This is a genomic window from Paenibacillus sp. B-A-8, assembly GCF_048572915.1.
Classification (GTDB): domain Bacteria; phylum Bacillota; class Bacilli; order Paenibacillales; family Paenibacillaceae; genus Paenibacillus_AQ.
This window is the reverse complement of sequence record NZ_CP183882.1, coordinates 6182716-6208364: the sequence shown is the minus strand read 5'-3', so window position 1 is coordinate 6208364 and position 25649 is coordinate 6182716. Positions and strand designations below refer to the sequence as shown.

Below are 25649 nucleotides of genomic sequence, written 5' to 3'. Positions count from 1 at the left end.
GAGGTAAATTAGGAGGGATATAAAATTAGGGGAAAGAGTGCATGGAAAAGAATTTTGGAACTGTAGGAGCGCCAGCGTTCGCCTTTATCCTCAGATTTCGACCGCTATATGCGGTTTATAATCAGGAAATCAGAGGATAACAGCGACCGAAAGTCCAACATTCTATGGAATGCAATCGTATTCCCAACCGTGTTTTACTCCTAAAAATTAACTCAGTTTACATAGAAGGTTACAATACAATCCTTGATTTTTATACAAACTTGAATTACGATTTAATTGCTTGTACCGTGGATATTTCAAGATAAATACCAAGGGCGGCAAGTCTGGGGGAGTTAACAGGTGGAGAATTTGGAAGGCAGATTGACAAAGCTCGCCTTAAAAGGCGACCAAAGGGCATTTGCCGAGCTTGTGGAACTATATAAAGACAAAATATATCATCTGGCGTACCGGATGCTGAACAATCGCCATGAGGCGGAGGATATTGTTCAGGAGACTTTTTTGCGTGTGTATAGAAACTTGGATCGGTATGATGATAAACAGAAGTTCTCTACCTGGATTTATCGGATTGGAACGAACCTCTGTATTGATAGATTACGTAAACGGAAACCAACCTATTCGCTCGATGCAGAAATGAACGATCAGGAGGGCCTTGACGGCTATTCATTGATTCCAAGTGATAATGTGACACCTGAGACCGAATTACTGCTCTCTGAGACGCAGGGGCTAATCTATGAGGCGATTGACAGTCTGCCTGTGAAATACAGGTCTGTGATGATTCTTAGATACCTGCAGGATTTATCACTTCAGGAGATCAGTGATGTGCTCGACATGCCTGTTACCACGATTAAAACGCGCGTTCACCGCGGTCGTGAATTTTTGCGTAAAAAATTAGGCCCGAAAATGTAATAATTGATTTTTTTATGAAACATCTTTTGAAGAGCAACGTATGTAAGTTAAGCAAGTCTTATGTGTCCTGACCCTTTGTCTTAGGATAATTAAATAGCACTCATGAAAGGATTGGCTCCTATGGAATGCAAACTGGCCGTCTCTATGATGCACGATTACTTGGATGACGACTTGCCCGAACAGCAGCAGAGGGAATTGAAGGAGCATCTTCTATCCTGTCCAGATTGCCGTGCAAAGTTTAAAGAATTAGAACAGACAGATATGTTGATGTTCTCCCTTATGCATCAGAATCCCGTCGCCTCAGATGATCTTGTGAGCCGGATAATGAGTTCATTGCCAAAGTCCAAGAAAGAAAAAGCTTTCATTACCTGGATCAAGAGACACCCTGCACTTACAGCGGCATCTCTGTTTCTTGTCGTAATGCTAATGAGCACCGTAACTTTTTGGAGTCCAGATAGACAACTTGTAGTTAGAGGAGTAGATCTGGATCAAGTGGTCATCAAAGGGGATACTGTAATCGTACCTTCCGGCAAGATTATTACCGGTGACCTTACCATAGAGAATGGTAAAGCACAGGTATATGGGGAAGTGAACGGTAACGTAACAGTTATTGACGGCTCTTTGTATCAGGCTTCAACGGCTCATATTTCTGGGCAAGTCAAAAGCATAGACCAAGCAGTAAGTTGGCTCTGGTATAAAGTGACGAACATGTTCTCTGAAGTTGCCTACCGTTAATGCGGGCAGTGGTTACCTTGAGCTGGAATATTATTTTGCGCCTCTTTTTCCGGAAAGATGGCGCTTTTTTGTTGCCTTATTTTAGAAAATTTAGAAAATGCGTGAGGCACTAAACTTGCAACTGGAGCCCGAACGTTATAACCTAGATATGATATAGATCTAACAGACATTTTACATAAACCCAGCTAATATGAAATGACGGGGGTTTTAGGCAATGAGTTATTTTACAGATTTAACATGGAAAGACTCCATTAAAGATATAATTGATATCTTGATCGTCAGCTACATTATTTATAAAGTGCTTAATATGGTGCGCGGAACTCGAGCGATTCAACTGCTAAAGGGGATTCTCGTACTGGTTTTGATTTGGGCTGTGAGTACCATCCTAGATCTCTATACGCTCAAATGGCTAATGAATCAAATGTTTACATTCGGGGTGCTGGCGGTCTTTATCATTTTTCAGCCGGAACTACGAAGGGGACTGGAGCAGCTTGGACGAGGCAGATTTTTCGGACGGGCTGGGGAAAGTGATGAAGAGCTCAGTAAATTAATTGGCGAAGTCATTAAAGCCGTAAATTATTTATCACATAGAAAAATAGGGGCATTAATCGTATTCGAGCGAGAGACAGGCCTCAATGAATATACGGAATCGGGTATCGCGATGCGTTCTCTAGTCAGCTCGGAGTTGCTGATTAACATCTTTATTCCTAACACACCTCTGCATGATGGAGCCCTTATTATGCAAGGAAACCAGATTGCCGCCGCTGCTTGTTATTTACCTTTGTCTGAGAACCCTTTTATTAGTAAGGAACTGGGGACACGGCATCGTGCAGCTATAGGGATCAGTGAGGTTGCGGACTCTGTGTCTGTCATTGTCTCAGAGGAGACAGGACAGATTTCTCTGGCCATCAATGGTCAAATTGTGAGGGACATTAAAGAAGAATCAATGATTTCGAAGCTCCATCAAGAGCTAAGTGTAAGTTCATCGCTGAAGGAGAAAGGTTCAACTTTCTGGAAACGGAAGGGGGACAAAAATCATGGATAAGTGGATGAGCAATAACAATTTCAATAAGATTCTTGCCCTTGCGTTTGGGATTATTCTGTTTACAATGGTTCGTGTCGACACAGCACCTGTTGGACAGACCACGGTCGATACTAAGTCGAAGATTATTGAGAATGTAAAGATCGAAGAGGTCGGTCTAGATAAAGATAAATATGTGCTGGAATACAAGGATGTAGATAGTGTCAGTATGGAGGTTAAGGGGAAGAACTCTGATATCTCCTTTCAGTTCTCGGACGACTATAAAGTGACTCTTGATCTAAGTAAGGTTGAGCCTGGAGATAATACGTTGCCACTCTCTTATTCATTACCTAGAGGTGTAACGCTCGTCAGAATGACTCCTAAAGAGGTCAACGTACATGTAGAGCTGCGAAATACAAAGTCTTTTCCCATAACCTTGGTTACCAAGGGAGAACCAGCAGCGGGTTATCAATTGGGCACCCCTGTCATGCAGCCTACAGATACTGTTGAGGTTACGCTTCCTGATAATGAGTTAAGCAAAGTGGTAAAGGTACAAGGCACCATTGAGCTAAATGGGGAGAATGAAACCTTTAAAGAGAAGAAATTGAAGCTGCACGCTTATGATAGTGAAGGAAAAGAAGTGAAGGACGCTGTAATTGAACCAGCTACCGTATCGGTGGAATTGCCAATTACTTTGCCTTTTAAGAGCCTGCCACTGGATATCGGCTTTACCGGTCAACTTCCAGATTCTCTCGTCTTATCGAATGTGACACCAGAACTGGAATCAGTTGTTGTATATGGTCAAGCAAATGCATTAGCTGCTTTATCAACCTATGAAGCAAGTGTCGATCTTAGCGCTATAGATTCTGCAGGAACGAAGCAGCTGAAGGTAGATCTGAAGCCTCCGGCTGGAACTGAGAAGGTCATGCCTGAAACTGTGAATGTTTCATTAACGATTTCAGAAATTGCTGAACGGAAGGTTGACGCTGTACCCATCAAGTTACAAGGTGTGGGTGATGGGCTAGAGGGAAGTATTGTTAATCCATCAAGTAAGGATATAGACCTTACCTTAACGGGTGCACCTAATTTGTTAAATCAACTAGATAAGAAAGATTTAAGTGTTGTGGCAGATGTGACTGGCCTTACTGCCGGGACTCATGAGGTTTCTTTACGGGTATCACTGCCCAAATTCATTGCACTGGCTAATTCAGGCGTGCCTCTTACCGTGACTGTGCAACTACTATCACCTGCAACGCCGGTGCCTACACCTCATCCAGATACGGGGAGTGTAACTACTCCTGAGCCAAGCTCTGAGCCTGTTATAGGCGATGAGGGAGCCACTGAGAAGCCCACCCATAGTGGAGAGGCTGGTGGGGGGACAGCAACGCCTGACCCGACAGATAGCAATCCAGAGAATAACGGCACAGCTAACACAAGTGCGAATTCCGAAAATCCTGTAGGTACAGGGGGAACATAACCTTTTATTGAAATACGTCTTTTAGGATATGTCCCAAAGGTACACCAAAATAGTATTCAAGTCATATGATAGAACATTAAGCTAATGTAGCGTATTCAAAGGAGAAAAATAATGGGGAAGTATTTTGGAACTGACGGTGTGCGGGGAGTAGCGAACCGTGAATTAACAGCAGAAATGGCCTATAGCATTGGTCGTTGCGGTGGATATGTACTAGCGGGTAACGTGCATAAACCAAAGGTTGTCATCGGAATGGACACACGTATTTCCGGTCCTTTGCTTGAATCGGCTCTTATTGCTGGTTTGCTGTCTATTGGAGCAGATGTAATCCGTATAGGTGTAGTGAGTACGCCTGCTGTTGCCTATATTACTAGATTATTAAAGGCCGATGCAGGGGTAATGATTTCTGCATCACATAATCCGGTTGAAGATAATGGCATTAAGTTCTTTGGCGGAGATGGTTTCAAGCTTACGGATGAAACTGAGCTGCGTATTGAAGAGCTTATGGATGCTGAGGTAGATGAATTGCCGCGTCCTATCGGTTCAGGTTTAGGCATGGTTACGGTTGATAATGATGCTAAGTACCTCTATTTAGAATATTTGAAGACTACAATTTCTCAGGATTTTAAAGGGGTCAAGGTCGTACTCGACTGTGCTCACGGCGCAGCGTATGAACTTGCACCAAGATTGTTCAGAGAGCTTGGCGCTGAGGTTATTTCTATTGGATCTGAGCCTGATGGCTTGAATATTAATGCTGGATTTGGTTCGACACATCCAGAGACTTTGCGTGAAGAAGTATTGCGTCAAGGAGCGGATTTGGGGCTTGCTTTTGACGGAGATGCTGACCGATTGATTGCGATTGATAATAAAGGTGATGAAGTTGACGGAGACTTTATCCTTTGTATTTGCGGGGATGCAATGAACCGTGCAGGCAAGCTAAAAGATAGTACAATTGTATCAACGGTTATGAGTAATATTGGATTCTACAAAGCTACCGAGAAATTATCTCTGAACACTGCTAAAACAGCTGTAGGTGATCGGTATGTGATGGAAGAAATGCGCCGTGGCGGCTTTAATCTAGGTGGAGAACAGTCTGGACATGTTATCTTCCTTGATTATAATACTACAGGTGATGGTATTCTGACGGCTATTCAGCTGGTAGATACACTTATAGCTTCAGGTAAGCAGCTTAGTGAACTCAAAAGCATGATGACAAAGTATCCGCAAGTACTGGTTAATGTTCGTGTTCAGGATAAGACCAATTATCCTAACAACCAGGCTATCGAAGCGGCTATCGCTGAAGTAGAAGGCAAGCTAGGCGACAATGGCCGTGTGCTTGTACGTCCGTCCGGTACGGAGTCTCTAATCCGCGTCATGGCAGAGGGACCTGATAAGGCAGATCTAGATCTTTATGTGAATCAAATTGTAGAAGTTGTTCAACGCGAATTGGTATAATTCATTTCCATAACTATATAGCCGGTGTAGTGTGCGAGATCAATTCGGACTCATTACACCGGTGTTTATCACTTTTAGGCCGGATCCAATGAACAGGAATTGGAAATTTGGGTTGGTGCAGCATTGCCAAAGTACTACAAGGTGCATATAATAGATTAAGTGTCATTCTAGAAGGAAAGCGGGGATTGTGAGGTTCGCAATAGCAAGCGCCAGAGCTTGGTCGAGCGCGGGGGAGAAGGGAAAGCTGCTACATAGCTATGTAGACAAGGGCTTGAACGGATCACGGCAGACGTAAGCTGACGAGGTGGAGGTGTTCGAAATGTTCGGCGGGGACCTCCCGGTGATGCACCAGAGCCGTAAATGGAGACGGAAAATGGAAGGGCGACCTTTCACACAACGTTTTCATGGGTGCATAAGAAATTTAAAAATTCATGTGTGCGCGCATCGTAAAGAAACACGGTAGTTCTGCCACGGCAGAGAAGAAGGCTGTGCATTTCATGAACATAAGATGTAAGTGACAGTTTATTTTGTTGATCCAAAATACAACAGAATATTTGCTTTTTCTCAAAAACATGCCGCACGGCACGTTTCTTTCCTTATGCCGCCACATTACGATAACTCGGACGGGGGAAATTATAATGTGTGGTATTGTAGGATATATTGGTAATCAGAATTCGCAGGGGATCTTGGTTGAAGGATTGAAGAAGCTGGAGTATCGGGGATATGATTCTGCTGGTATTGCTGTATTTACTGGGGAAGGACTGCAAGTAGTGAAAGCACAAGGCCGTTTGGCGAATCTGCAGTCGAAGCTGGAAGGCAGACCACTGGCAGGTAGCGCCGGTATCGGACATACACGCTGGGCAACCCACGGTAAACCATCTGATGAGAATTCGCATCCACATACGGATAACAGCATGAAGTTCTCGGTCGTTCATAACGGTATTGTTGAAAACTATCTGGATCTGAAAGAAGAGCTGATTGCTGGCGGATGCCACTTTGTCTCCGAAACAGATACAGAAGTGATTTCACATCTGATTGCTCGTGAATATGATGGGGATATCGTGAAGGCTGTGCAAAAAGCGATTACCTTCATGCGCGGTGCGTTTGCATTAGGTGTCCTGACTGAATATGAACCAGATAAATTGGTGGCTGTGCGTCAAGCGAGCCCGCTCATTATCGGTCTTGGCGAAGGAGAAAACTTTATCGGGTCAGATATTCCTGCATTGCTTGAGTATACCCGTAACGTATATATTTTGAACGACGGCGAAATGGCAGTCCTGACAAGAGATGCTGTCGAACTGATGACGATTGAAGGCAACTTTATTTCTCGGGAAATGATTACTGTCGATTGGGATGCAGTTACCGCGGAAAAAGGCGGCTACGAGCATTTCATGTTGAAAGAGATCCACGAGCAGCCTAAGGCTTACCGCGACACTATGCGTGGTCGTATTAATGCCGAAGGCAACAAGGTTGTTTTGCCAGAGTTGAACATGACGGAAGAACAAATCAAGAACATCCGTAACATCCAAGTTGTTGCTTGCGGAACGGCATACAACGCTGGTGTGGTAGGACGTACTATGATCGAATCTTTGGTTCGTATTCCGGTTGAGAATGATATCGCATCGGAATATCGTTACCGTTCACCAATCGTGACACCAGAAACTTTGGTTATCGTTGTTAGCCAATCCGGTGAGACCGCGGATACATTGGCTGCTCTGCGTGAAGCGCAAGCTAACGGTGCACATGTATTGGCGATCACTAACGTAGTGGGCAGTTCTATTGCTCGCGAAGCGAATGATGTGTTGGTAACTTTGGCAGGTCCTGAAATTGCAGTAGCCTCGACCAAAGCCTATACTTCACAATTGGTTGCCTTCGGATTGTTTGCTCTTTATTTAGCTGAAGTTCGTGGTACACAAACCGAAGCACAAGTGGCTAAGATTCTAGCAGCTATGCAAGCTCTACCAGAGCAAGTGGAAGAGATCCTGGCTCAAAAAGAAGCGATCAAAGGTTATGCAGAACAAATTTCTGAGCACAAAAACCTTTTCTTCATCGGCCGCGGCGTAGACTACGCTGTTGCTCAAGAAGGATCCTTGAAGCTGAAAGAAATCTCTTATATTCACTCCGAAGCTTATGCCGCAGGTGAATTGAAGCACGGTACGCTGGCTCTAATCGAAGAGGGCGTTCCGGTTATTGCCCTGGCAACTCAGGAAGCTGTGCTTGAGAAGACTGTGAGCAACATTAAAGAAGTGAAGGCTCGCGGCGCTGACGTGCTTGCGATCACTCATCAAGAGCATTTGACTGACCTGCTTAGATCAGTGGATCAAGTGTTTGTGATTCCTAAGACACTGCCAATGCTGACAGCAGCGTTGTCCGTAGTACCTCTGCAATTATTGTCTTATTATGCTTCTCTTGCGCTGGGTCATGATGTGGATAAACCACGTAACTTGGCGAAGAGTGTTACTGTGGAGTAGGGTTTGTTGGGAATAGACAATGTGTTGTTGGTTTTTAATAAAGATTGATAATTTATAATAAAGTTCGATAATTTTAAATAAAAATTGATAACTAATAATAAAGTTTGATAAAAAACAACCTCTGTGGGTAAAATATCCATAAGAGGTTGTTTTTATTTCTGACTTTTGGAGGTTGTTGTATGGAAAGAAGTTTCGAATGGTTATGGGATAAATATAAAGAGGGTGCTCGAGATAAATTTGAGGAGGTTTGTTATAAAATCTATAAAAATGAACATCCGAGTGCTGAAGTTAAACGAGTGAGAGTTAATCAAGGTGATGGAGGTATTGATGTTTATATAGATTATGGAGATAGATATATAGTTGCTCAATGTAAGTTTTTTAGATATGAAGTAGGGAAATCTCAAAAGGACCAAATAATCAGTTCATTTAAATCGGTAGATAAAGACGATTTGAATGAGTGGGTTTTATGTATACCGATTATTATGGATAACAAAGAAGCTTCATGGTGGAGAAAATGGAAAAAAAGAAACGAAGAAGAGTTTGGAATTGCTATTAAATTACATGATGAAGATGACTTGATTGATTTATTGAAAAAACACGATTTATATGATGAATATTTTGAAACAGTGCGATTAGATAAAAACTTTTTCTCAAATAATGCAAAAGATAATGAAAAAGCGAAAATGAGAGAGTTACTTTTTCCTGTAATGAATTTAATTAGTCAAGCAGAAAATGGAATAACTTTAATAGAAGAAATTGATGCAGTACAACCTCTAAATAATCATAAATTTTTTGAACAAAGTGGATTGATTGTTTTGCTAGGGAATCTGTCTGAATATATTTCTCATTGGAACAATCGATACAATAATGAAAAACCTGATAATTATGAGGAAGTTATTTATAAATTGAGAACTCAAATTGTAGAAGAATATCAAAAATTAGATTTATCCTACTAGGAGGTGAAGTCAATGCCAAAACGCAAACGAACAACACCTATAGATAAAAAGGTAAAAGACGGTCATGGACAAGGTATTGGTGTAGATTATAAGCCATGGTTGGTTATTCAAGATGTATCATCGCTAGGACGATCTACTAGATTAAAAGGTATTAAAATTCCTAGGCAATATGAGTTTTTATCGGATTTGGAACGAAACTACTTTTATTTATTGGAATATTCGGATTTGGTAGTCGATATTCGTGAGCAGTTTCCCCTCTTGCCAATTGAGGAAACGCTAATTATTGCGGAAGAATTGGGTATCAAACATCCAACACATCCTCAAACGAAAGAGCCAATTGTAATGACTACCGATTTCGTAGTTACAAAGCTGGAACAAGGTCAACCTGTTAATTTAGCTCGAACACTTAAATATAAAGATGACCTTATGGATAAACGTGTCATTGAAAAGTTTGAGGTTGAACGAGAGTACTGGGAACGTAAAGGAATTGATTGGGGCATCGTTACAGAACTAGAAGTACCGAAAGAAATGGCGTTGAACATTTCTTTCGTACACTCGTATGCTGATTTAAGTAGTATTGAAGATTTCAATAAGTATAGTGAATCGGATATAGATACATTTAGTGTTTATTTAATTTCACAATTACTTAGTATAGATAAAACAGTAAGAGAAGCTTGTACGCAATTAGATGATGTATTTTACTTGTCGCCTGGTAGTGGTCTTACCCTATTTAAACATCTAATTATTACAAAAGTAATTGAAGTAGATTTAATGAACAAATTAGATGTAAACAACGTTATTGAAATCAAATTTGTTCATAGGGACTATTCAGAAAAGGTGAATGCAATATGATTTTTTATAATCAGTTGTACCAGTATGTAAATAACGAAAAGGAAAATCGCATACGAATTATCGAATTAGATGATTCCATCGTTTATTATGTGGAGTTAAATGGCGATACTGCAATGCCGAAAAAAATCAGCTTGAAAACATTAGAGGATGAAATTGATGCAGGTGTGTTGTTAGCAATTTCAGACCCGTTTTTCACAAGTCACGATGATAAAAATCTAACGCCAAAGCAAATTGAAAAACGTGATGAAGATTGGGAAGTAATTAGTAGTACATGGGAAGATTATAAGTGGCAGCTATTAGAAAAGAAAACGCGTGATTTAGCCTTTGATCAAATTGCTGAGAAATTTAATTTAAAAAAGCTCAAGGTTAAAAGGCTTTTCACCCGCTTTTGGCAAAGAGGTTTAAATAAAAATGCACTTTTACCCGATTACAACAAATCTGGTGGTAAAGGTAAAGAAAGAAATTTAGCTAGCGCAAATAAAGTAGGAAGGCCTCGTAAATATGGAGTAAGTAATGAAAAAGAGCAAGGTATTAATATTACAGATGATGTTAAAAAACAGTTTGTACATGTAATAAAACAGTACTATCGCAAAAAAGAACAACTTACTTTAGCGGAAACGTATGAATATTTACTACGTGACTTCTACTCTAATAAATATATTGAAGATGATGAAGTGAAATATAGTGTGTGGGATGCTTCGCGAATTCCGAGCTATAACCAGTTCTACTATTGGTTTAAAAAATATGAAGACCCGCAATTAGATATCTCGATGCGTAAAAGCAAGAAGGAATTTGATTTAGAGCATAGACCAATTTTGAGTAATTCCACACAAGAAACAGATGGACCGGGTACTCGATTCCAAGTAGATGCTACCATCGCAGATATTTACTTAGTAAGTTCATTTAATCGTTCTCTAATTATTGGACGTCCAGTTATTTACGGAATTATAGATGTATATTCGAGATTATTTACAGGTGTATATGTCGGTTTAGAAGGGCCTTCTTGGACGGGAGCAATGATGGCTCTAGATAATATGATTACAGATAAAGTTTTTTACTGTGCCGAGTATGGCATTGAAATAGAAGAGCAGCAATGGCCAGCAAAGCACTTGCCCGAAATATTAATTGCTGATAGAGGCGAGTTTGAAGGATATTCGGTAACGAGTTTAATCAATAACTTTAATATCAAAATTGAAAATACCTCAGCTTATCGTGGTGATTTAAAGGGTATTATTGAACGTCAATTTGGTACCATTAACGGCAAAATTAAACGTAAAGCACCGGGAGCAATTCAAAAGGAATATCGCGAGCGTGGCGATCGAGATTACAGATTAGACGCGACGTTAAATTTAAAGGAATTCACTAAAATTGTAATCCATTTAATGTTACAGCATAATCAAAAAATTATTGATAAATATCCATTGGAAAAAACGATGATTGAAGATGGCTTAGTTGCTACACCACTTAATCTTTGGACTTGGGGTATTGCAAATAAAAAAGGACGCTTACAAGTTACGAATGATAAAAATATATATCGTTTAAATATACTACCTCGTGGAAAGGCTCGCATAACTAGAGCAGGTATAAAATTTAAAGGTCTTTCTTATGGGTCTGATAAGGCTATTAATGAGCAATGGTATGTGAAGTTAAGAAGTACGAGTATTGAAGTTGCATATGACCCTAGAGATATGGATCAAATTTATATTCCCTCTAATGATGGGAGAAGCTTTGATATTGCTTTTTTATTAGATGCAAGTAAACAGTATGAAGGGAATATGTTAGATGAAATTGAATTTTATCAAGAGTATCTTGAAGAGCTAAAAGCAGAGCAATTTGTTGAACAGAAAAATAACAGTATTAACACTGATGTGGCAATAGAAGAAATCATTAAAAAGGCTAAATTAGAAAAGAAAAAGCAACCTAAACCAACTTCAAAAGCGGAACAGGTTCGTAATATAAAAGTAAATAGACAAGCTGAGAAGGTATTACAAAGAGAAGAGGAAAAATTTGATTTAGTTGATAGAGAAACAAAAGTAAATCAACAGCCTACACAAATTCTAGAATTTCCGAAAATAAAGGAAGAACCAACTACTAAATCGAGTTCAGGCCTAATGAGCAAATTGAAAAGAAAGCGAGATGAGGAATTTGGAGAAGACGAATAATGTCGTTTTAAAAGGCGACTATGAGGAAGCAGTCTATAAGCCACAATTTCTTCCAGAGTACGAAAATAACCCTTTTCTAGAAGCTCTACCGCCTATTTTCAATGAAGATGATGTGTTAGAACGCTTTATGGTAACGCCTCGAATAAGTAAGGAAGATAAGCAGAAAGAAGCTAACATTCGGTATCATGTATTAAAGCGTGTCAAAAATTTTATTCAGCCATTACCGATTCATTTTGAAGTGGAACGTCGTCTATCTACGTTGTTACGACGAGGATATTTAGCGCGTAATCCATTAGATAAAAAATTTTTTGAAAGAATTCGAGTGTTACATGAACTTCGAGAAGATGAGGAACAGGCCCATAAGTATATTGATGAGCGTTTGAATTACATTCGTTCAACAGCCGACAGCCTTTCGATCATTGGTATTTCAGGTATCGGTAAAACAACTGCAATTGAACGTCTGTTATTAATGTACCCGCAAGTTATTAAGCATGAAAACTATATGGGAGAGCCATTTAATCGTACACAAATTGTTTGGTTAAAAATTGATTGCCCTTATGATGGAAGTCTTTCGACGCTATGTAAAAGCTTTTTTGAAGCGATTGATAATTTGTTAGGAACTCGCTATTCAGAAAAATTTGGTTCGGGTTATCGAGTTACTTCTACGATGTTATTACATATGACTTCATTAGCTAGTATGTATGGCATCGGATTGCTCGTTATAGATGAAATTCAACATTTATTACATTCTAAAAATGACCAAGAAGAAATGTTGAATTTCTTTGTAACGTTATCTAATACAGTAGGAATCCCTACAGTTTTAATTGGTACATCCAAAGCACAACAACTGTTTAAAGGGAATTTCCGTCAAGCTCGCCGTGCAGCAAGTGATGGATCAATCATTTGGGATCGAATGGATAAAGATAGCGAGGAATGGGAGTTCTTTTTAGAGACTCTATGGAAATTACAATGTCTTAAAACACGTTCAGAGCTAACCGAGGAGATTAAAGATACCTTTTATGAAGAATGCTTAGGAATTACTTCTGTTGCTGTTTGCTTATTTATTCTGTCGCAAGAGCGTGCTCTTTTTGATGAAAATAATCCGGATGAAATATTAACTTCTAAAGTGATTGTTAAAACAGCTAAAGAAGACATGCAATTTATTCAACCGATGCTTAATGCAATTCGTAATAATGACTTTGCAGCTATGTATAAGTATGAAGATATCATGATTAATTTAGATGAATTGATGCAGAATCATAAGCAAAATACAGCTTATGAGGGACGGATTAAACTTGCAATGAAGGAGCGACAAAATACAGTAATCCATAAGAAAAAAGAATTAGTCGAAGGTCTAAGTTTGGAGATTGCTGCTATAGGTATATTTGATTCACTAACTTCAAAGGAAATTTTTGAAGAAACAAAAAAAGTTATTGAATTAGCACCGATTGATACAGATGAGAATATTATTAAAGCACAAATTATTCCTTTGCTGATTGAATTAAACCAGAAGGAAAAAGAAAAAACGGAGAAGTTAATAAAATCTAGTAAAGTATTACCGTTATTAGATTTGAGAGACAAGGCTATAAAGCAGAAAAATCATCCATATGTTCTAATGAAAGAAAGTAATTATATAAAAAATACGATGAGCGAGTTTTATAGTTAATAAATTGGAGTGTGAAATTTTAATGTCTTTTAAAAATGAGTTCCCAGAGTATATAAACTACTCTAATGAAGATTATTTAATGAATGAGGTTACTATCCCTTTATTAAGAGAAATAGCTCAAAAAGTTCCCAGAGTATATGTAGAGCAAAAAAGGAAAAATTTTAATTTAAACTTAGATGGAACTGTTAGAAATGCTTGTGACACTATTTCCCTCTATACTAACAATGAAAAGACACAAAATTGGGGATATGATTATATTATTAGAGACTTTGAAGAACAAATGATGGATTTTAAAGGTGGTAAATTCCATAGATTTATGGATGCTATGCAAGAATTAGCAAGAAATGAAGAAGTCTTAAATGCTTTAAATAGTATATTTGAAGACCATAATTTTGGATATAAATTAATAAAAGATAATCCGAATAAATGGATTTGTATTAATCCTAATATTGGTATTACGATTGATTTTGAGGAATTAATAAAAACTACTTCTGATATTTGTAAACAAACAGCGGAGCATATTAAGCAAGCTAGAGAGCAACTCACTAGAGCAAACGAACCTAGAGCAAGAAAAGATGCAATTCGTGATTGTTTATCCGCAATGGAAGCATTAATGAATTACCTAACAGGAACAAATGATATATCAGAAGCAGATAAGATAATGAGAGACAATGAAAACAAGTGGGGACAAGGATTTATTATAAAAGATGGTATTACTATGTGGAATATGTTTCACAATAAATATAAAGATATTAGGCATGGGAATAATTTCGATATCAGTTTAATTAGTTATGAAGAAACAGTTTATTTTATAGACAGATTGCTAGCATTTGTGAAGTATATTTCTAGTAAAGTAACTGATACTGTCGAAGAAAAAACTTTTTTATTTTAAATTGAGGATGATTAAATGCTACCTTTCTTCACAAACCCCTATCCAAATGAATTGTTGTATTCAGCCATTGCTCGTTACCACTTTTATAGTGGGAATCTTGATTGTAAAGATACGTTGGAAGAGTTGTTTGGCAGTCGTTGTGTGATACCGAGTGTGGAGATTGGCAGCTATTTTTCTGTTTTGGTAGAAAAGCTAGGATCGCATTACTCGGTAGAATCGCTTTTGTCCAACCATACGATTTATCCGTACTATGCTTCGTTTTTATCGAAAGCACGGCAGCAGGAAGTTTTGCAGGATGTATTACAAGATGGACAGGCATTATATACAAGGCTTGGCATGATTGCGGGAAGTGTTTGTAAAAAGGATGATTTATATTATTGTGCCGAATGTGCTAAAGCAGATGATGCACAATACGGAGAACCGTACATTCATAGAGAGCATCAGCTTCAAGGAATTAATTATTGTCCACATCATGAAGTGTCATTGCGTAAATACCCAACTACAACAGATAGTCGGATACAATATGTCAGATTTGAATTAAAACATATGAATTTAAAAGCTATTTACGAAACGGATTCATATAAGGATATAGCTGTAACAATAGCAAAGCAGGCATATCAACTGTTGCAATTACCTTTACATGGACTTTCAAGGGAAATCATAAGCTCTAAGTATCGAGCATTATTAAGAGAGCGCAATTTAATAACAGCCTCAAATTGTGTGCGACAAAAGGAGTTATATCAAACGTTCGAGTCACATTTCCCAAAGGGCTTTTTGCAACTGTATGAAAGTGAATTAAACGAGGCCTATGAATATAATTGGTTGAAGGTGTTACTGCGTAATTCCAAGCGTCATGTACATCCGCTACGTCATTTATTTTTACTACATTTTTTACAACAGGATGTAGAGAGCTTGGGAACTAGTTCTGCTGATCAAGGTGCATTTGGTAATGGTCCATTTCCTTGTTTAAATAAGGCTGCATCACATTACAAGCAGTTCATCATTCAAGATGTAGACGTAACAAGGGATTCTAAAACGAAAAATTTAATTGGCACATTTACATGCTCATGTGGGTTTATTTATGCAAGAAAACAATCGACAGACATATTCAAGATAGGTCGAGTAAAAGAGTTTGGTCATGTATGGCATCAAAAATTAATTGAACTTTCATGTGAAAACATAAGTATCAGAGCAATTGCAAGAGGGTTGGGCGTAGATTCCAAAACTGTAAAAAAATATTTAGAACAGCCATCGTTCAAACAGGACCAGCAAAAGGTCTCAATGACAGTATCAAAATTAGATTCATATAAAGCTGAATTTATTGCGATAGTGCAAAGGCATCCGCAATCAAGTAGAACGCAATTACGCAAAACTTACCAAAAAGAATATATGTATTTATACCGTCACGATAAAGAATGGTTGTTTGGTATATTACCAGCCCCTCAAAAGAGTTTTAACGAGGTTAGAACGATTGATTGGAGTAAAAGAGATAAACAATATTCTAATGATATTAAAACGTTATATGAGCAATTGTGGACGTCTGAAAAGCCTATTCGAATTACAACATCTCTTTTAGGGAAACGTTTGGGGATATTAGCCAATCTTGAAAGACATTTAGAACAGCTGACTATTACAAAGCGTTTACTTGAGCAAATTACGGAAAGTGTGGAGCAATTTCAAATTCGCCGATGCTGTAAAATCATTGATAATCTGAAGTGCGAATTGAGCGATGTAAAATTATGGCGTGTTCAAAGGCTAGCAGGAATAAAGTCAAAGGATTTTAAAACAATTCGGCCAATACTAGAGGTATATTTACAGGAAGGTGGAATCGATGAACAGCAAAGATATAAAGCTTAAATCTTGGCCGTTTGATAAAGGTGCACGCGTGAAATTGGAATGGATCGGTGCGCCTTTTAGATACGAAAAAAAGGTCGTACTGCCAGTTTATTTTAGTGGAAAAGTTAATGGGTATTATACAACTGAAAAGTTAATAGTTGATTGGACCATATTAACTTCTTTGATAATCCAGCATTATTACGTAGATGGAGTTATTACGAAACCTATCTCACCTAATCAAATTGAAGAAATTATAATTATAATAGATCCAAATTACGTTGGCTATTTTGAACAAAACTATTCAATACGTGGAACAAACTATACGGAAACATCGCAAACTTTTGTTATCAAATACAATGGTGAGCGTTTCTACTTACCGTTAATTGAAGTACTGAGAGGAATAGTTGCACCGAATGCATTTCTATTGAATTGCTTATTTGAAATGAACTCTTTCCCGCTATATTTCACAGAGCAATATGAGCCAGATTTATTACGATTACACTTCACATCTTCTTATAATGCAAATTATTTAAAGAATGAGTATTTGCATCATTTAGTTTGGTTGTTAATGAATAATAACGTTCGCAAAGTCTATGAGAACATGTCTAGTAACTTTCATTTTAATAACTCTATAAAGTTTGAATGGCCATTTCAAACACCAATTAAACTTAAGCTGCGTGTAAAAAAAACGGCAACAGGATATACAGTTCTAAATATCAAAGCGATGCTAGAAAAAGAACTACAGATTTCTAATTTAGAGATTACTCACCCGAGCCTTGTTCGTCATGAAAAATCGAATGAGCCAAGAAAGCGTATAATTCTCCCCCTTTCCAATTCAGGTGATTATGAAGCTGATGCAACAGTTGATGGACGTACAAGTGAATTTGATGAGGTAGTAACAGATACTTTAACTCATGAGTACACAGATGCTCTATTAATCACTAGACAAAGAACGGTCTCAACTAAACAACGTGACGGAATTGATGGTAATACAAAAAAGACAGTAAAAGTAGATAATAATAGCCGTTCAATGGGGGATATTGGCGGAACAAGTATATTAAGAGGCTTAGAAGTTAAGCCATTACAAAATACATATGTTAATGATGAATTAGCGGACTTTAAAGAAGTATTAAATGAGTTATCAAGAGCTTATTTTGTAGAAAGTGTGGAGGCATATGTTGGTGAGTTAACTGACATAGGAGAGCGTTCATTTGCGTTTTTAGATGATGGCATTACTCCTAGAAAGTATATAGTGGCATATGTGAAACTAAGGAATGGAAAAGAAGTTGCATTGTTAGAAGTTGAACGCGCTGGGCGTAGTGTTTCTACTTTAATTATTACATCCTTAGATGGTTCAAATATTAAGTTGCATATTGAGCCTTTACTAAAATACATTATATTCAGCTCAGGTAGTTGGTTAAAAGAAGGTTTAGTTAAATGGGAAAAGAGCCTAGCAATTTATAAAGTAAAGCACACGAGTAACTTTAAAAAGTTGGTATTCAATAAAATCTCAGACGTTTAATAAATAATCCTTTTAATACACTTAAACTTTAATTATAAATAAAGAAAATCATTTTTTTGTTGTGATTTTATCCATAAAATGAAAAGGGGATTGGTGACAAACGTTGATATAACGGCATTTGTCGCTTTTTTAGTGGAACATTGTTTATGCAACTTTTTATGCAAGCACCGCAAACACTTGATACAAGGCAGAACAATCTATAAAATAGTAAATGGAAAGGGAGATTATAGTTCCTGCCCGTAATCTTTTTTCTGCAAACGGGCCATTATCCAAAGTACCACATAACAGAAGAAATTTATGATAAATATATATTAAGTTTTGAAATACTGGTATTTATGCCAGAGGGTAGTCAGTACAGTGCAAGAAAAATAGTCTTAGTTAACTTGACTTTTTTTATTAAAAATATATAATTACTAATGTATTTTATAAACTATTAGGAGGATTATTAAAAATGACACATTCTATGAGACTACGTTCCCTATCTTTGAACAAGTAATTAAATATGTTCAAAGGCTCTGTTTGTATTTACAGAGTAAACGGGAGTAGTCTGTCCTTTTTTAATAATCTTCATTTCAAAAATTCACCCAATCCATACTTGTAGTTTGTCTAACTATTTTGATTTAGGCAATATACTGTTTGATTTATTTGGGATGGAAAGATGTTATGATGAGAAAGGCGACTTGTTCTGCCTTTCTTTATTTTTATCTTTTTTCACTTTCTTAGCCATGCTCATGCTAGAGCTAGGTATGTTTAGTGATGACTTTCTACAAGTCACAAAAAATAAGGATGGCTCTCTTTCCCTTTACTCTAAAATCACAAGCAGATGCTTGTGATTTTTTTATTATTTGGAGGTAGGGAAAATGGATAATATGAATTGGAAACGGAAATTTATTGCGATTTTTACAGGGCAGTTCTTTTCACTATTAAGCAGTGCTGCTGTTCAATTTAGTATCATTTGGTGGTTAACAGATACATCAGGAGGTTCTCCACTGATTTTAACGCTAGCAGGACTGGCTGGATTTATGCCACAAGCATTGTTAGGTCCTTTTGCAGGAACTATTACTGATCGTTATTCACGAAAAGTGATTATGATAATTGCAGATATGACGGTTGCACTTGGAAGTTTAGCTTTATTTGTATCAATGTATTTTTATGATCCGAGTATTATATTGGTGATAATTGTATTGATCGTTCGTTCATTAGCAACTGCATTCCATATGCCGGCCATGCAAGCGTCTATTCCACTAATAGCCCCAGAAGAGCATTTGACAAAAGTTTCTGGATGGGGACAGACAGTGGCTTCTATATCAAATATTGTTGGTCCAGCAGCGGGGATGTCATTACTAGCGATAAGCTCTGTTGAGTGGGTTCTATTACTAGATGTCTTTGGGGCAGTAATTGCTAGTAGTATTTTGCTATTTATTCACATTCCAAATGTACAGAGTTCAGAAACTGTTGATTCCTCTAGTTTTATCAGCGAAATGAAAGAAGGATATCATGCACTTGTAAAACATCCTGTTTTATTAAGGTTAACAGTCACGATTACGATTGTTTCGGTGCTGTATATTCCGCTAGGCACTTACTTTCCGCTTATGACACGAAATCATTTCGAGAAGGGCGTAGTTGAAGCTGGAATAATCGAAATTGTTTTTGCTGTTGGCCTCATCTTTGGTGGTATATTAATGGGGATTTTCGGAGATCGATTTGAAAAATTGAAACTCATTGTTAGCGGAATGATACTGATGGGGATTGCCTTATTCATTTCTGGCACACTTCCATCAACTTTATTCTATGGATTTATCGTAATGGCTGGTCTAGTGGGATTGTCTGGTCCATTATTTTCAGCTCCGTTTTATGCTCTTATCCAAACCGAAATTGAACCTCATTTACTTGGGAGAGTGTTTAGTTTTGTTGGAAGTTTGGCATTACTTGCAACACCGTTGGGGTACGCATTTGCTGGGGTTCTGATCCACTTAACAAATGTGGCCGTATTATTTTTGATTACAGGTATATTAATTGTATTAAATGCTGTTATCGTAAGGAAAGCAAAATAGGAGGGGAATTTCATGCAATTTTTACTATTCTTTTGATACGAGCTTGGTTTTGAGAAAGAGGCTCGTATCGATTCTAGCTATCGATACGGAATAAAAATATTTCGGAGGTAGCGAAAGATGGAACAAATCTGTTTTGAATTAGAAAATGTAGAAGTGACATATCTAGATAAAGAGGTTTTAAAGATTGAAAGATTAGCTGTACACCAATTTGACCGTATCGGCATAGTCGGTAAAAATGGTGCAGGTAAAAGCACGTTACTAAAATTACTGGCGGGTATTATTGAGCCAACAACGGGAAAGGTGAATCGGCTTGTTGAGAATGGCTATTTTGAGCAACTTGAAACTCCATCAGTACGTGATGCTGATCCAGTGTTACTTGGAAAATTAGACGTACCGAAAGACTCTAATCAGCTAAGCGGAGGGGAACAAACAAGGTTGAAACTCGCTAAATTGTTTACTCATTATTATGAAGCTTTATTAATTGATGAGCCGACTACTCACTTAGACCAAGAGGGGATTTCGTTTTTGCTCGATGAACTTAGGTATTACTACGGAGCGCTTGTATTAATTAGTCATGACCGTTCTGTATTAGATGAACTAGTTACGACAATTTGGGAAGTTCATGAAGGTAAGGTACGAATCTATTCAGGAAATTACAGCGACTACATGGCACAAAAGAAGTTAGAACGTGAACAGCAGAGTCAAGCACATGAACAGTTCATAAAAGAAAAGAGCAGGCTAGAAAAAGCAGCACAAGAAAAAATGAAGAAAGCTGAAAAAGTTGCACAAGCAGGTCGATTGTCAAAAAAAGATGCGAATGCAAAGCCGGATAAGTCCTTTATGACAAAATCCAAAGGTACGAGCCAAAAAGCTATGCAGCGTGCAGCAAAGGCCATTGAGCAACGAATGGAAAAACTTCAGGAAGTCGATGCTGTAAAAGAGGATAGGCAAATAAACTTCCATCAATCGAGAAATTTAGAGTTGCATAATAAATTTCCGATAATGGCAGACCGATTTACTCTTCAAGTGGATAACAAAGTATTATTAAATGAAGTAAGTTTTCAAATGCCGCTTGGTAAAAAAATCGCAATTTCGGGTAAAAATGGTGCTGGCAAAAGTACTTTACTCCATCATATTGCTATCAATGCGCCCGGTTTAACAATTTCACCAAAAGCAAAAATTGGCTACTTTCGTCAAATGAGCTATCAATATACAAGGGATGAAACGGTATTGGAATTTCTGAAAAATCGTTCTGAATACGACGAGAGATTTTTACGAAGCGTTCTACATTCCATGTTGTTTGTCGGCACAGATATATTAAAAAGTGTAAAATCATTAAGTGGTGGTGAAGCGATTCGTCTACAATTATGTCAATTATTTTTAGGAGAGTATAATATTTTATTGTTAGATGAACCAACCAATTTTTTAGATATCTATGCTATTGAAGCGTTAGAAAGATTTATTACAGCATATAAAGGCACTATTATCTTCGTATCACATGATCGCAGGTTTATTGATTGTGTAGCAGATTGTATATATTTCATTGAAGATCAACAGCTAAAATTAAGGGGTTGATTAATGATGAAGGAGAAATAATGGGGTTATTATCAAAATAAGATCTTCCGTAATTGGGTACTTTTTTGAAGAATACAGTAGAGAATTATCAAACTTTTTTATAAAAATAGTGTAATACTTCATAAAGAAAGAACCCGTTTTGATCAAACTTTTTTCAAAACGGGTTCTTTAAATTTAATGTAAGATAAGGCTTTGTCGCTTCATTTTGATCAAACTTTATTTTAAACCAACATGTGTGTAAAATGACATTAAAGTTAGGTACTAGTATTAATGTGAGTAACCTAACAATAATGTTTGTGTCTTCACAAAATAGATCGTAATTACTATTCAAAATCATTTGTATACCATTAAGCCGCTCATATTTTGAGCGGCTTTTTTTAATATATAATTCGTTAAAAAGAAGTTTATTCTTATAGTCATGAGAGCTGTAAAAAGAAAATAGTAAACTAAACTAAAAAAGAGTATTAGACTCAGCAAATAAAGTTATAGACTGGCGCAAACCCCATCCGGCTAGGCAGCTAGCTGTTCCGCAAACCAAGATACTTCGGAGCAGGCGGTGCTAGGCGCGGACAACATCTCCGTTCTAGTGTCCAAAGAAGCTGAAAATTATCAAGAGCTTGATAGAGGAATAAAGCATTAATCGAGGGCTATCGTTACGCTAACGAGAAGGATAGTTATAAAGATTGTTTGAATACCGTGTAAAAAAAGAATTGACATTGGAGTTAACTCCAATGTTATTGTAAATGTATGGAAAATCGATATTCTATAAAAGAGGTTTCACAGATCCTTGGTATTCCGAAGGATACGCTTCGGTACTATGACCGTATTGGAATCGTATCGCCGTCCCGGGAACACAATTCTTACCGTAGGTATTCGAAGGACGACCTCGTCGATTTGATGAATATTCAAATCATGCAGTATGCGGACTTTTCTCTAGAAGAAATAAAGGGGAAGTTTCAGTTCCACAGAATGCAGAGTGTAGATCCTGCTTATTATCAGGAGGTCGCTGAATTCCTTGATGCCAAAAAAGCAGAAACGCGCAAGAAAATTGCACATCTAGAAAAGGTCAGTCAGTTGCTCGACGTAGCAGTTGAAGCGCTAAGGGACTTAAATTATGAAAGCGACCAGCGACTGGCAGTGTTCGTTCGGGAGATTTACCGGGATCTTCACAGGAAGGATCCTGGAACTAAGGAGGATTGTGATGGACATCAAAATTAAGAATTATTATTATCTGATTGCTGGCGTTCTTGCGATACTGTTTGCCGTTACGCATGCTATGAACGGGCAATCCGTTGTACTGCCGACGCTCTTTGTGAATGATATAGCCGTGGATACACAGATAATATTTAGGTATGTCTGGCACATAATCACTGCAGAGAATCTGGTCTTCGGTATTGTATTCATTATCCTGTCATTGCAAAGCGAGCGATCGAAGAATCGGTCTGCTGCATGGACGATCGCGTCACTTCTGCTCGTTCGTCTGATGGTTATTCTCGGCATAACAGCATTTTATGATGTTTCGGCACTTACGGATACGTTAATCGATTCGATTGCCATCCTAATCTATGTCGCATTTATCATATTGGGCACAAGAATGAAGGAAAAAAAGTTCGGAGGTCAATCGTAACAAACCAGTAGGAAGGTTTGAAGAACTAAACTGCATTTCATCACTGCCAGTGATTTGCAACACGCTAAAGGTGAACGATAGCTCCGTGACAACAGGCAGTTACACGTAAGGTTATAATAGAATATGCCTTTCTTTTAAGGAACAATCCCAACTATAAATAGCATTAAAACAATTTATTGTTTTCTTTCAGAAAGAAAGAAAAAGCTATAGGACATGGAGTTGTGGAAGTATATCTTGATTTGTAACCTTAATCCGGCTGGATTTGGTCCTAAATTAATTAAATGTTGTTATTATCTGATACAGGAGAATGTAAATATGAATTTAAAAGAAGTGTGTGAAAGTATTTGTTTACCAGATCAAATGAAAAGAAAAGTGCTTGACTTTGCAGGCGGATTTGATGAGAAAACAATTAAGCCTCTTTCTGCTGCTCTGTATGATCCGTCTGCCTGGGAAAAGGGAGTTGAAGAACTAATAGGCGTTCTGGGAGAGGATCCGAATGGAAGCAAAATGCTTTCTTTTATGCTTGTACATGCAGTAAAGGCACATAAGGAATATGAAAAAAGAGGAATTAGCGAGACAATTTTTACGGATACGATGAAGTTTTGTACCAGATTCATTATGGAACATTACAGTGTGTATGGGACATATGCATTCACGTGGGGATGGTGGTTTCCTAGACAGATTTCACTTCATGAATTCCGAATCGGTGTACTTGAATATGAAATGATTGAGCAGAAAGAAAAGAAATTAATAAATATACATATCCCTGCTGACGCAGATATGAGGCGAGGGAGTTTGCGGAAGTCATATGAGGATGCTAGGGGATTTTTCGCAAAATATTATCCGGAGTATGGTCAGTCGGATATGGTATGTGATTCCTGGCTGCTTTCTCCAGTCCTTGCTAAGCTGTTGCAAGAGAGCTCAAATATAGTCGGTTTTCAGAAGGCATTCGACTTGATGCGTGTTGATGATGCGAATGACAGCTCTATCAGATGGGTTTATGGAAGAACTGATATTCCAATACAAGAACTTCCGGAACATACATCCTTACAGAAAAAAATCAAGGTTCGTCTGATGGAAGGCGGCAGCATTGGCGCAGCCTACGGAAGACTGCACGAAGATCCCTGGAAGGATTAATGGGAGAGAGGTTAAGTATTAACTTCAAAGGTGATTTGTTAAATTCAGACTGTATTGAAACAGCATCATTAAGATAACGGAGAGCGTTAGTGTAAGGAATGGCGCTGCGATTTTCGATGATTTATTTGACTGGTAATGTATTTCAGGCATTCTTAAGTGATCAAGATCAAATCGATTTGCTCACGACCGTTCACAAACATTTCCAATGGAATCTTTGCATTCGAAGCCCGTAACCGGATGAAACGGAGTTATCCGATCAAGAGGAGACAGAATGGCGATCAGGCGCACAATGTTACGATGCTAGCCAGCACATCATGCATTGGGTCACGAAACGCTACATTCTTTATTAAAACGACACGGCTTTCGCGTCGAACATCAATATGCTGACTGGGATAAAAAAGCCGTTCTCTCCGTCATCTTCATCTATTATTAGCGCTTGTAGGAAATGTTAGGAGAGACATAATACATGCAATAGAAAAAATTCCCTCAGGTCGAGGGGATTTTTGATGATCCTAAGTTTAACAAACTTTTCGCACTAATAATTCAGATCGGTCCGAGGGACATTCGTTTTCTCCACCCATGCGAGAAGATAACGGCTAAGATAAAATATAGGATTCCTCCTTAACCTACATGCAGATAGCTCGTCTTGCACGGATTACAGATCCGGAGAACCGACGTTATGAAAAGTTGCACCCTGTTACCCCGTTGGATATGATTATCTAACGGGGTGTTTTTTGTACAAACTACGCCTATACAAACGGCGATTTTGAGGTTAGGAGTGATCAACATGGAGGTATTTGCAGAATATTTAGCGCAAATTGATAACCCGCAGCATCGGGAACGAATGGAAGAGGTGTTGGGTTGGGTAACTAAGAAATTCACAGAACTAAAACCAAAAATTGCATGGAATCAACCTATGTTCACCGATCACGACACTTATATAATTGGCTTTAGCGTATCCAAACAACATATGGCTGTAGCCCCTGAAATTGCAGGGATTAATCATTTCTCTAACGCAATTGTGCAGGCTGGATATGATCACACTAAGCAGTTGTTACGGATCCGGTGGGATCATCCGGTTGATTACTCATTGCTTGAGCAAATGATTGAGTTTAACATTATGGATAAGGCAGACTGTACAACGTTTTGGCGAAAATGAAAACTTAAAAAAGCTACAGATTTACTAGTGATATGAATATCATAAACCACGGATTAGTCTCATGATGAAAACATCATCGGGACTTTTTTTAGTTGTTTTTGTCGATTCCTTAATTCTTCCTTAGCGGATCATTAGCAAACATGCTAATA

At 38.0% G+C, this 25649-nt stretch carries 19 protein-coding genes; all 19 read left to right on the top strand.

Translation table 11 applies throughout. The features are described from left to right. Window positions 1–339: 339 nt before the first annotated feature. The 19 genes from sigW (at window position 340) to ACN6MV_RS27885 (ending at window position 25500) form a co-directional block, all read left to right on the top strand. A complete protein-coding gene (gene sigW, locus ACN6MV_RS27975; RefSeq protein WP_036681288.1) occupies window positions 340–906 on the top strand; it encodes an RNA polymerase sigma factor SigW in 567 nt (188 codons plus the stop codon). Between the two features lie 120 nt (window positions 907–1026). Further along, entirely contained in the window at window positions 1027–1641 is a 615-nt protein-coding gene (locus ACN6MV_RS27970) for a zf-HC2 domain-containing protein (RefSeq protein WP_042131175.1), read from the top strand. Between the two features lie 214 nt (window positions 1642–1855). Then, entirely contained in the window at window positions 1856–2686 is an 831-nt protein-coding gene (gene cdaA / locus ACN6MV_RS27965) for a diadenylate cyclase CdaA (RefSeq protein WP_042131174.1), read from the top strand. Next, the gene (locus ACN6MV_RS27960; RefSeq protein WP_052414752.1) at window positions 2679–4139 is read left to right on the top strand and encodes a YbbR-like domain-containing protein; all 1461 of its coding nucleotides are present in this window, start codon (window positions 2679–2681) and stop codon (window positions 4137–4139) included. Before cdaA ends, ACN6MV_RS27960 begins: the two co-directional genes overlap by 8 nt. Window positions 4140–4250: 111 nt before the next feature. After that, window positions 4251–5591, top strand: coding sequence for a phosphoglucosamine mutase (gene glmM / locus ACN6MV_RS27955; protein WP_042131172.1), 1341 nt, complete (start codon window positions 4251–4253; stop codon window positions 5589–5591). A 638-nt stretch (window positions 5592–6229) separates the two neighbouring features. After that, a complete protein-coding gene (gene glmS, locus ACN6MV_RS27950) occupies window positions 6230–8062 on the top strand; it encodes a glutamine--fructose-6-phosphate transaminase (isomerizing) (RefSeq protein WP_419885307.1) in 1833 nt (610 codons plus the stop codon). Window positions 8063–8241: 179 nt separating this feature from the next. Then, the gene (locus ACN6MV_RS27945; RefSeq protein ID WP_419885306.1) at window positions 8242–9018 is read left to right on the top strand and encodes a hypothetical protein; all 777 of its coding nucleotides are present in this window, start codon (window positions 8242–8244) and stop codon (window positions 9016–9018) included. 12 nt (window positions 9019–9030) lie between these two features. Further along, window positions 9031–9870, top strand: a complete 840-nt coding sequence (locus ACN6MV_RS27940) for a TnsA endonuclease N-terminal domain-containing protein (RefSeq protein WP_419885305.1) — start codon at window positions 9031–9033, stop codon at window positions 9868–9870. After that, entirely contained in the window at window positions 9867–12032 is a 2166-nt protein-coding gene (locus ACN6MV_RS27935; protein WP_419885304.1) for a Mu transposase C-terminal domain-containing protein, read from the top strand. The genes ACN6MV_RS27940 and ACN6MV_RS27935 overlap by 4 nt, the downstream gene beginning before the upstream one ends. Continuing rightward, window positions 12007–13698 (top strand): ATP-binding protein, encoded by a 1692-nt coding sequence (locus tag ACN6MV_RS27930; RefSeq protein WP_419885303.1) that lies wholly within the window; start codon window positions 12007–12009, stop codon window positions 13696–13698. Before ACN6MV_RS27935 ends, ACN6MV_RS27930 begins: the two co-directional genes overlap by 26 nt. A 22-nt stretch (window positions 13699–13720) precedes the next feature. Next, window positions 13721–14590, top strand: coding sequence for a hypothetical protein (locus ACN6MV_RS27925; RefSeq protein ID WP_419885302.1), 870 nt, complete (start codon window positions 13721–13723; stop codon window positions 14588–14590). 15 nt (window positions 14591–14605) lie between these two features. Continuing rightward, entirely contained in the window at window positions 14606–16447 is a 1842-nt protein-coding gene (locus ACN6MV_RS27920) for a TnsD family Tn7-like transposition protein (protein ID WP_419885301.1), read from the top strand. Then, window positions 16422–17948 (top strand): Tn7-like element transposition protein TnsE, encoded by a 1527-nt coding sequence (locus ACN6MV_RS27915; RefSeq protein ID WP_419885300.1) that lies wholly within the window; start codon window positions 16422–16424, stop codon window positions 17946–17948. Before ACN6MV_RS27920 ends, ACN6MV_RS27915 begins: the two co-directional genes overlap by 26 nt. Before the next feature lie 860 nt (window positions 17949–18808). After that, on the top strand, window positions 18809–20002 hold the full coding sequence (locus tag ACN6MV_RS27910) for a macrolide efflux MFS transporter Mef(F) (protein ID WP_419885299.1): 1194 nt from the start codon (window positions 18809–18811) through the stop codon (window positions 20000–20002). A gap of 117 nt (window positions 20003–20119) precedes the next feature. Further along, window positions 20120–21577: an ABC-F type ribosomal protection protein Msr(G) gene (msr(G), locus tag ACN6MV_RS27905; RefSeq protein WP_419885298.1), complete on the top strand. Its 1458-nt coding sequence runs from the start codon at window positions 20120–20122 to the stop codon at window positions 21575–21577. Between the two features lie 747 nt (window positions 21578–22324). After that, window positions 22325–22795: a MerR family transcriptional regulator gene (locus ACN6MV_RS27900; RefSeq protein ID WP_419885297.1), complete on the top strand. Its 471-nt coding sequence runs from the start codon at window positions 22325–22327 to the stop codon at window positions 22793–22795. Beyond that, the gene (locus tag ACN6MV_RS27895) at window positions 22779–23204 is read left to right on the top strand and encodes a hypothetical protein (RefSeq protein ID WP_170880365.1); all 426 of its coding nucleotides are present in this window, start codon (window positions 22779–22781) and stop codon (window positions 23202–23204) included. The genes ACN6MV_RS27900 and ACN6MV_RS27895 overlap by 17 nt, the downstream gene beginning before the upstream one ends. A 315-nt stretch (window positions 23205–23519) precedes the next feature. Then, complete coding sequence (locus ACN6MV_RS27890; protein WP_042131144.1) at window positions 23520–24341, top strand: acyltransferase domain-containing protein; 822 nt, start codon at window positions 23520–23522, stop codon at window positions 24339–24341. Window positions 24342–25128: 787 nt separating this feature from the next. Then, window positions 25129–25500: an iron chaperone gene (locus tag ACN6MV_RS27885; protein WP_419885296.1), complete on the top strand. Its 372-nt coding sequence runs from the start codon at window positions 25129–25131 to the stop codon at window positions 25498–25500. The last annotated feature ends 149 nt before the right edge of the window (window positions 25501–25649 follow it).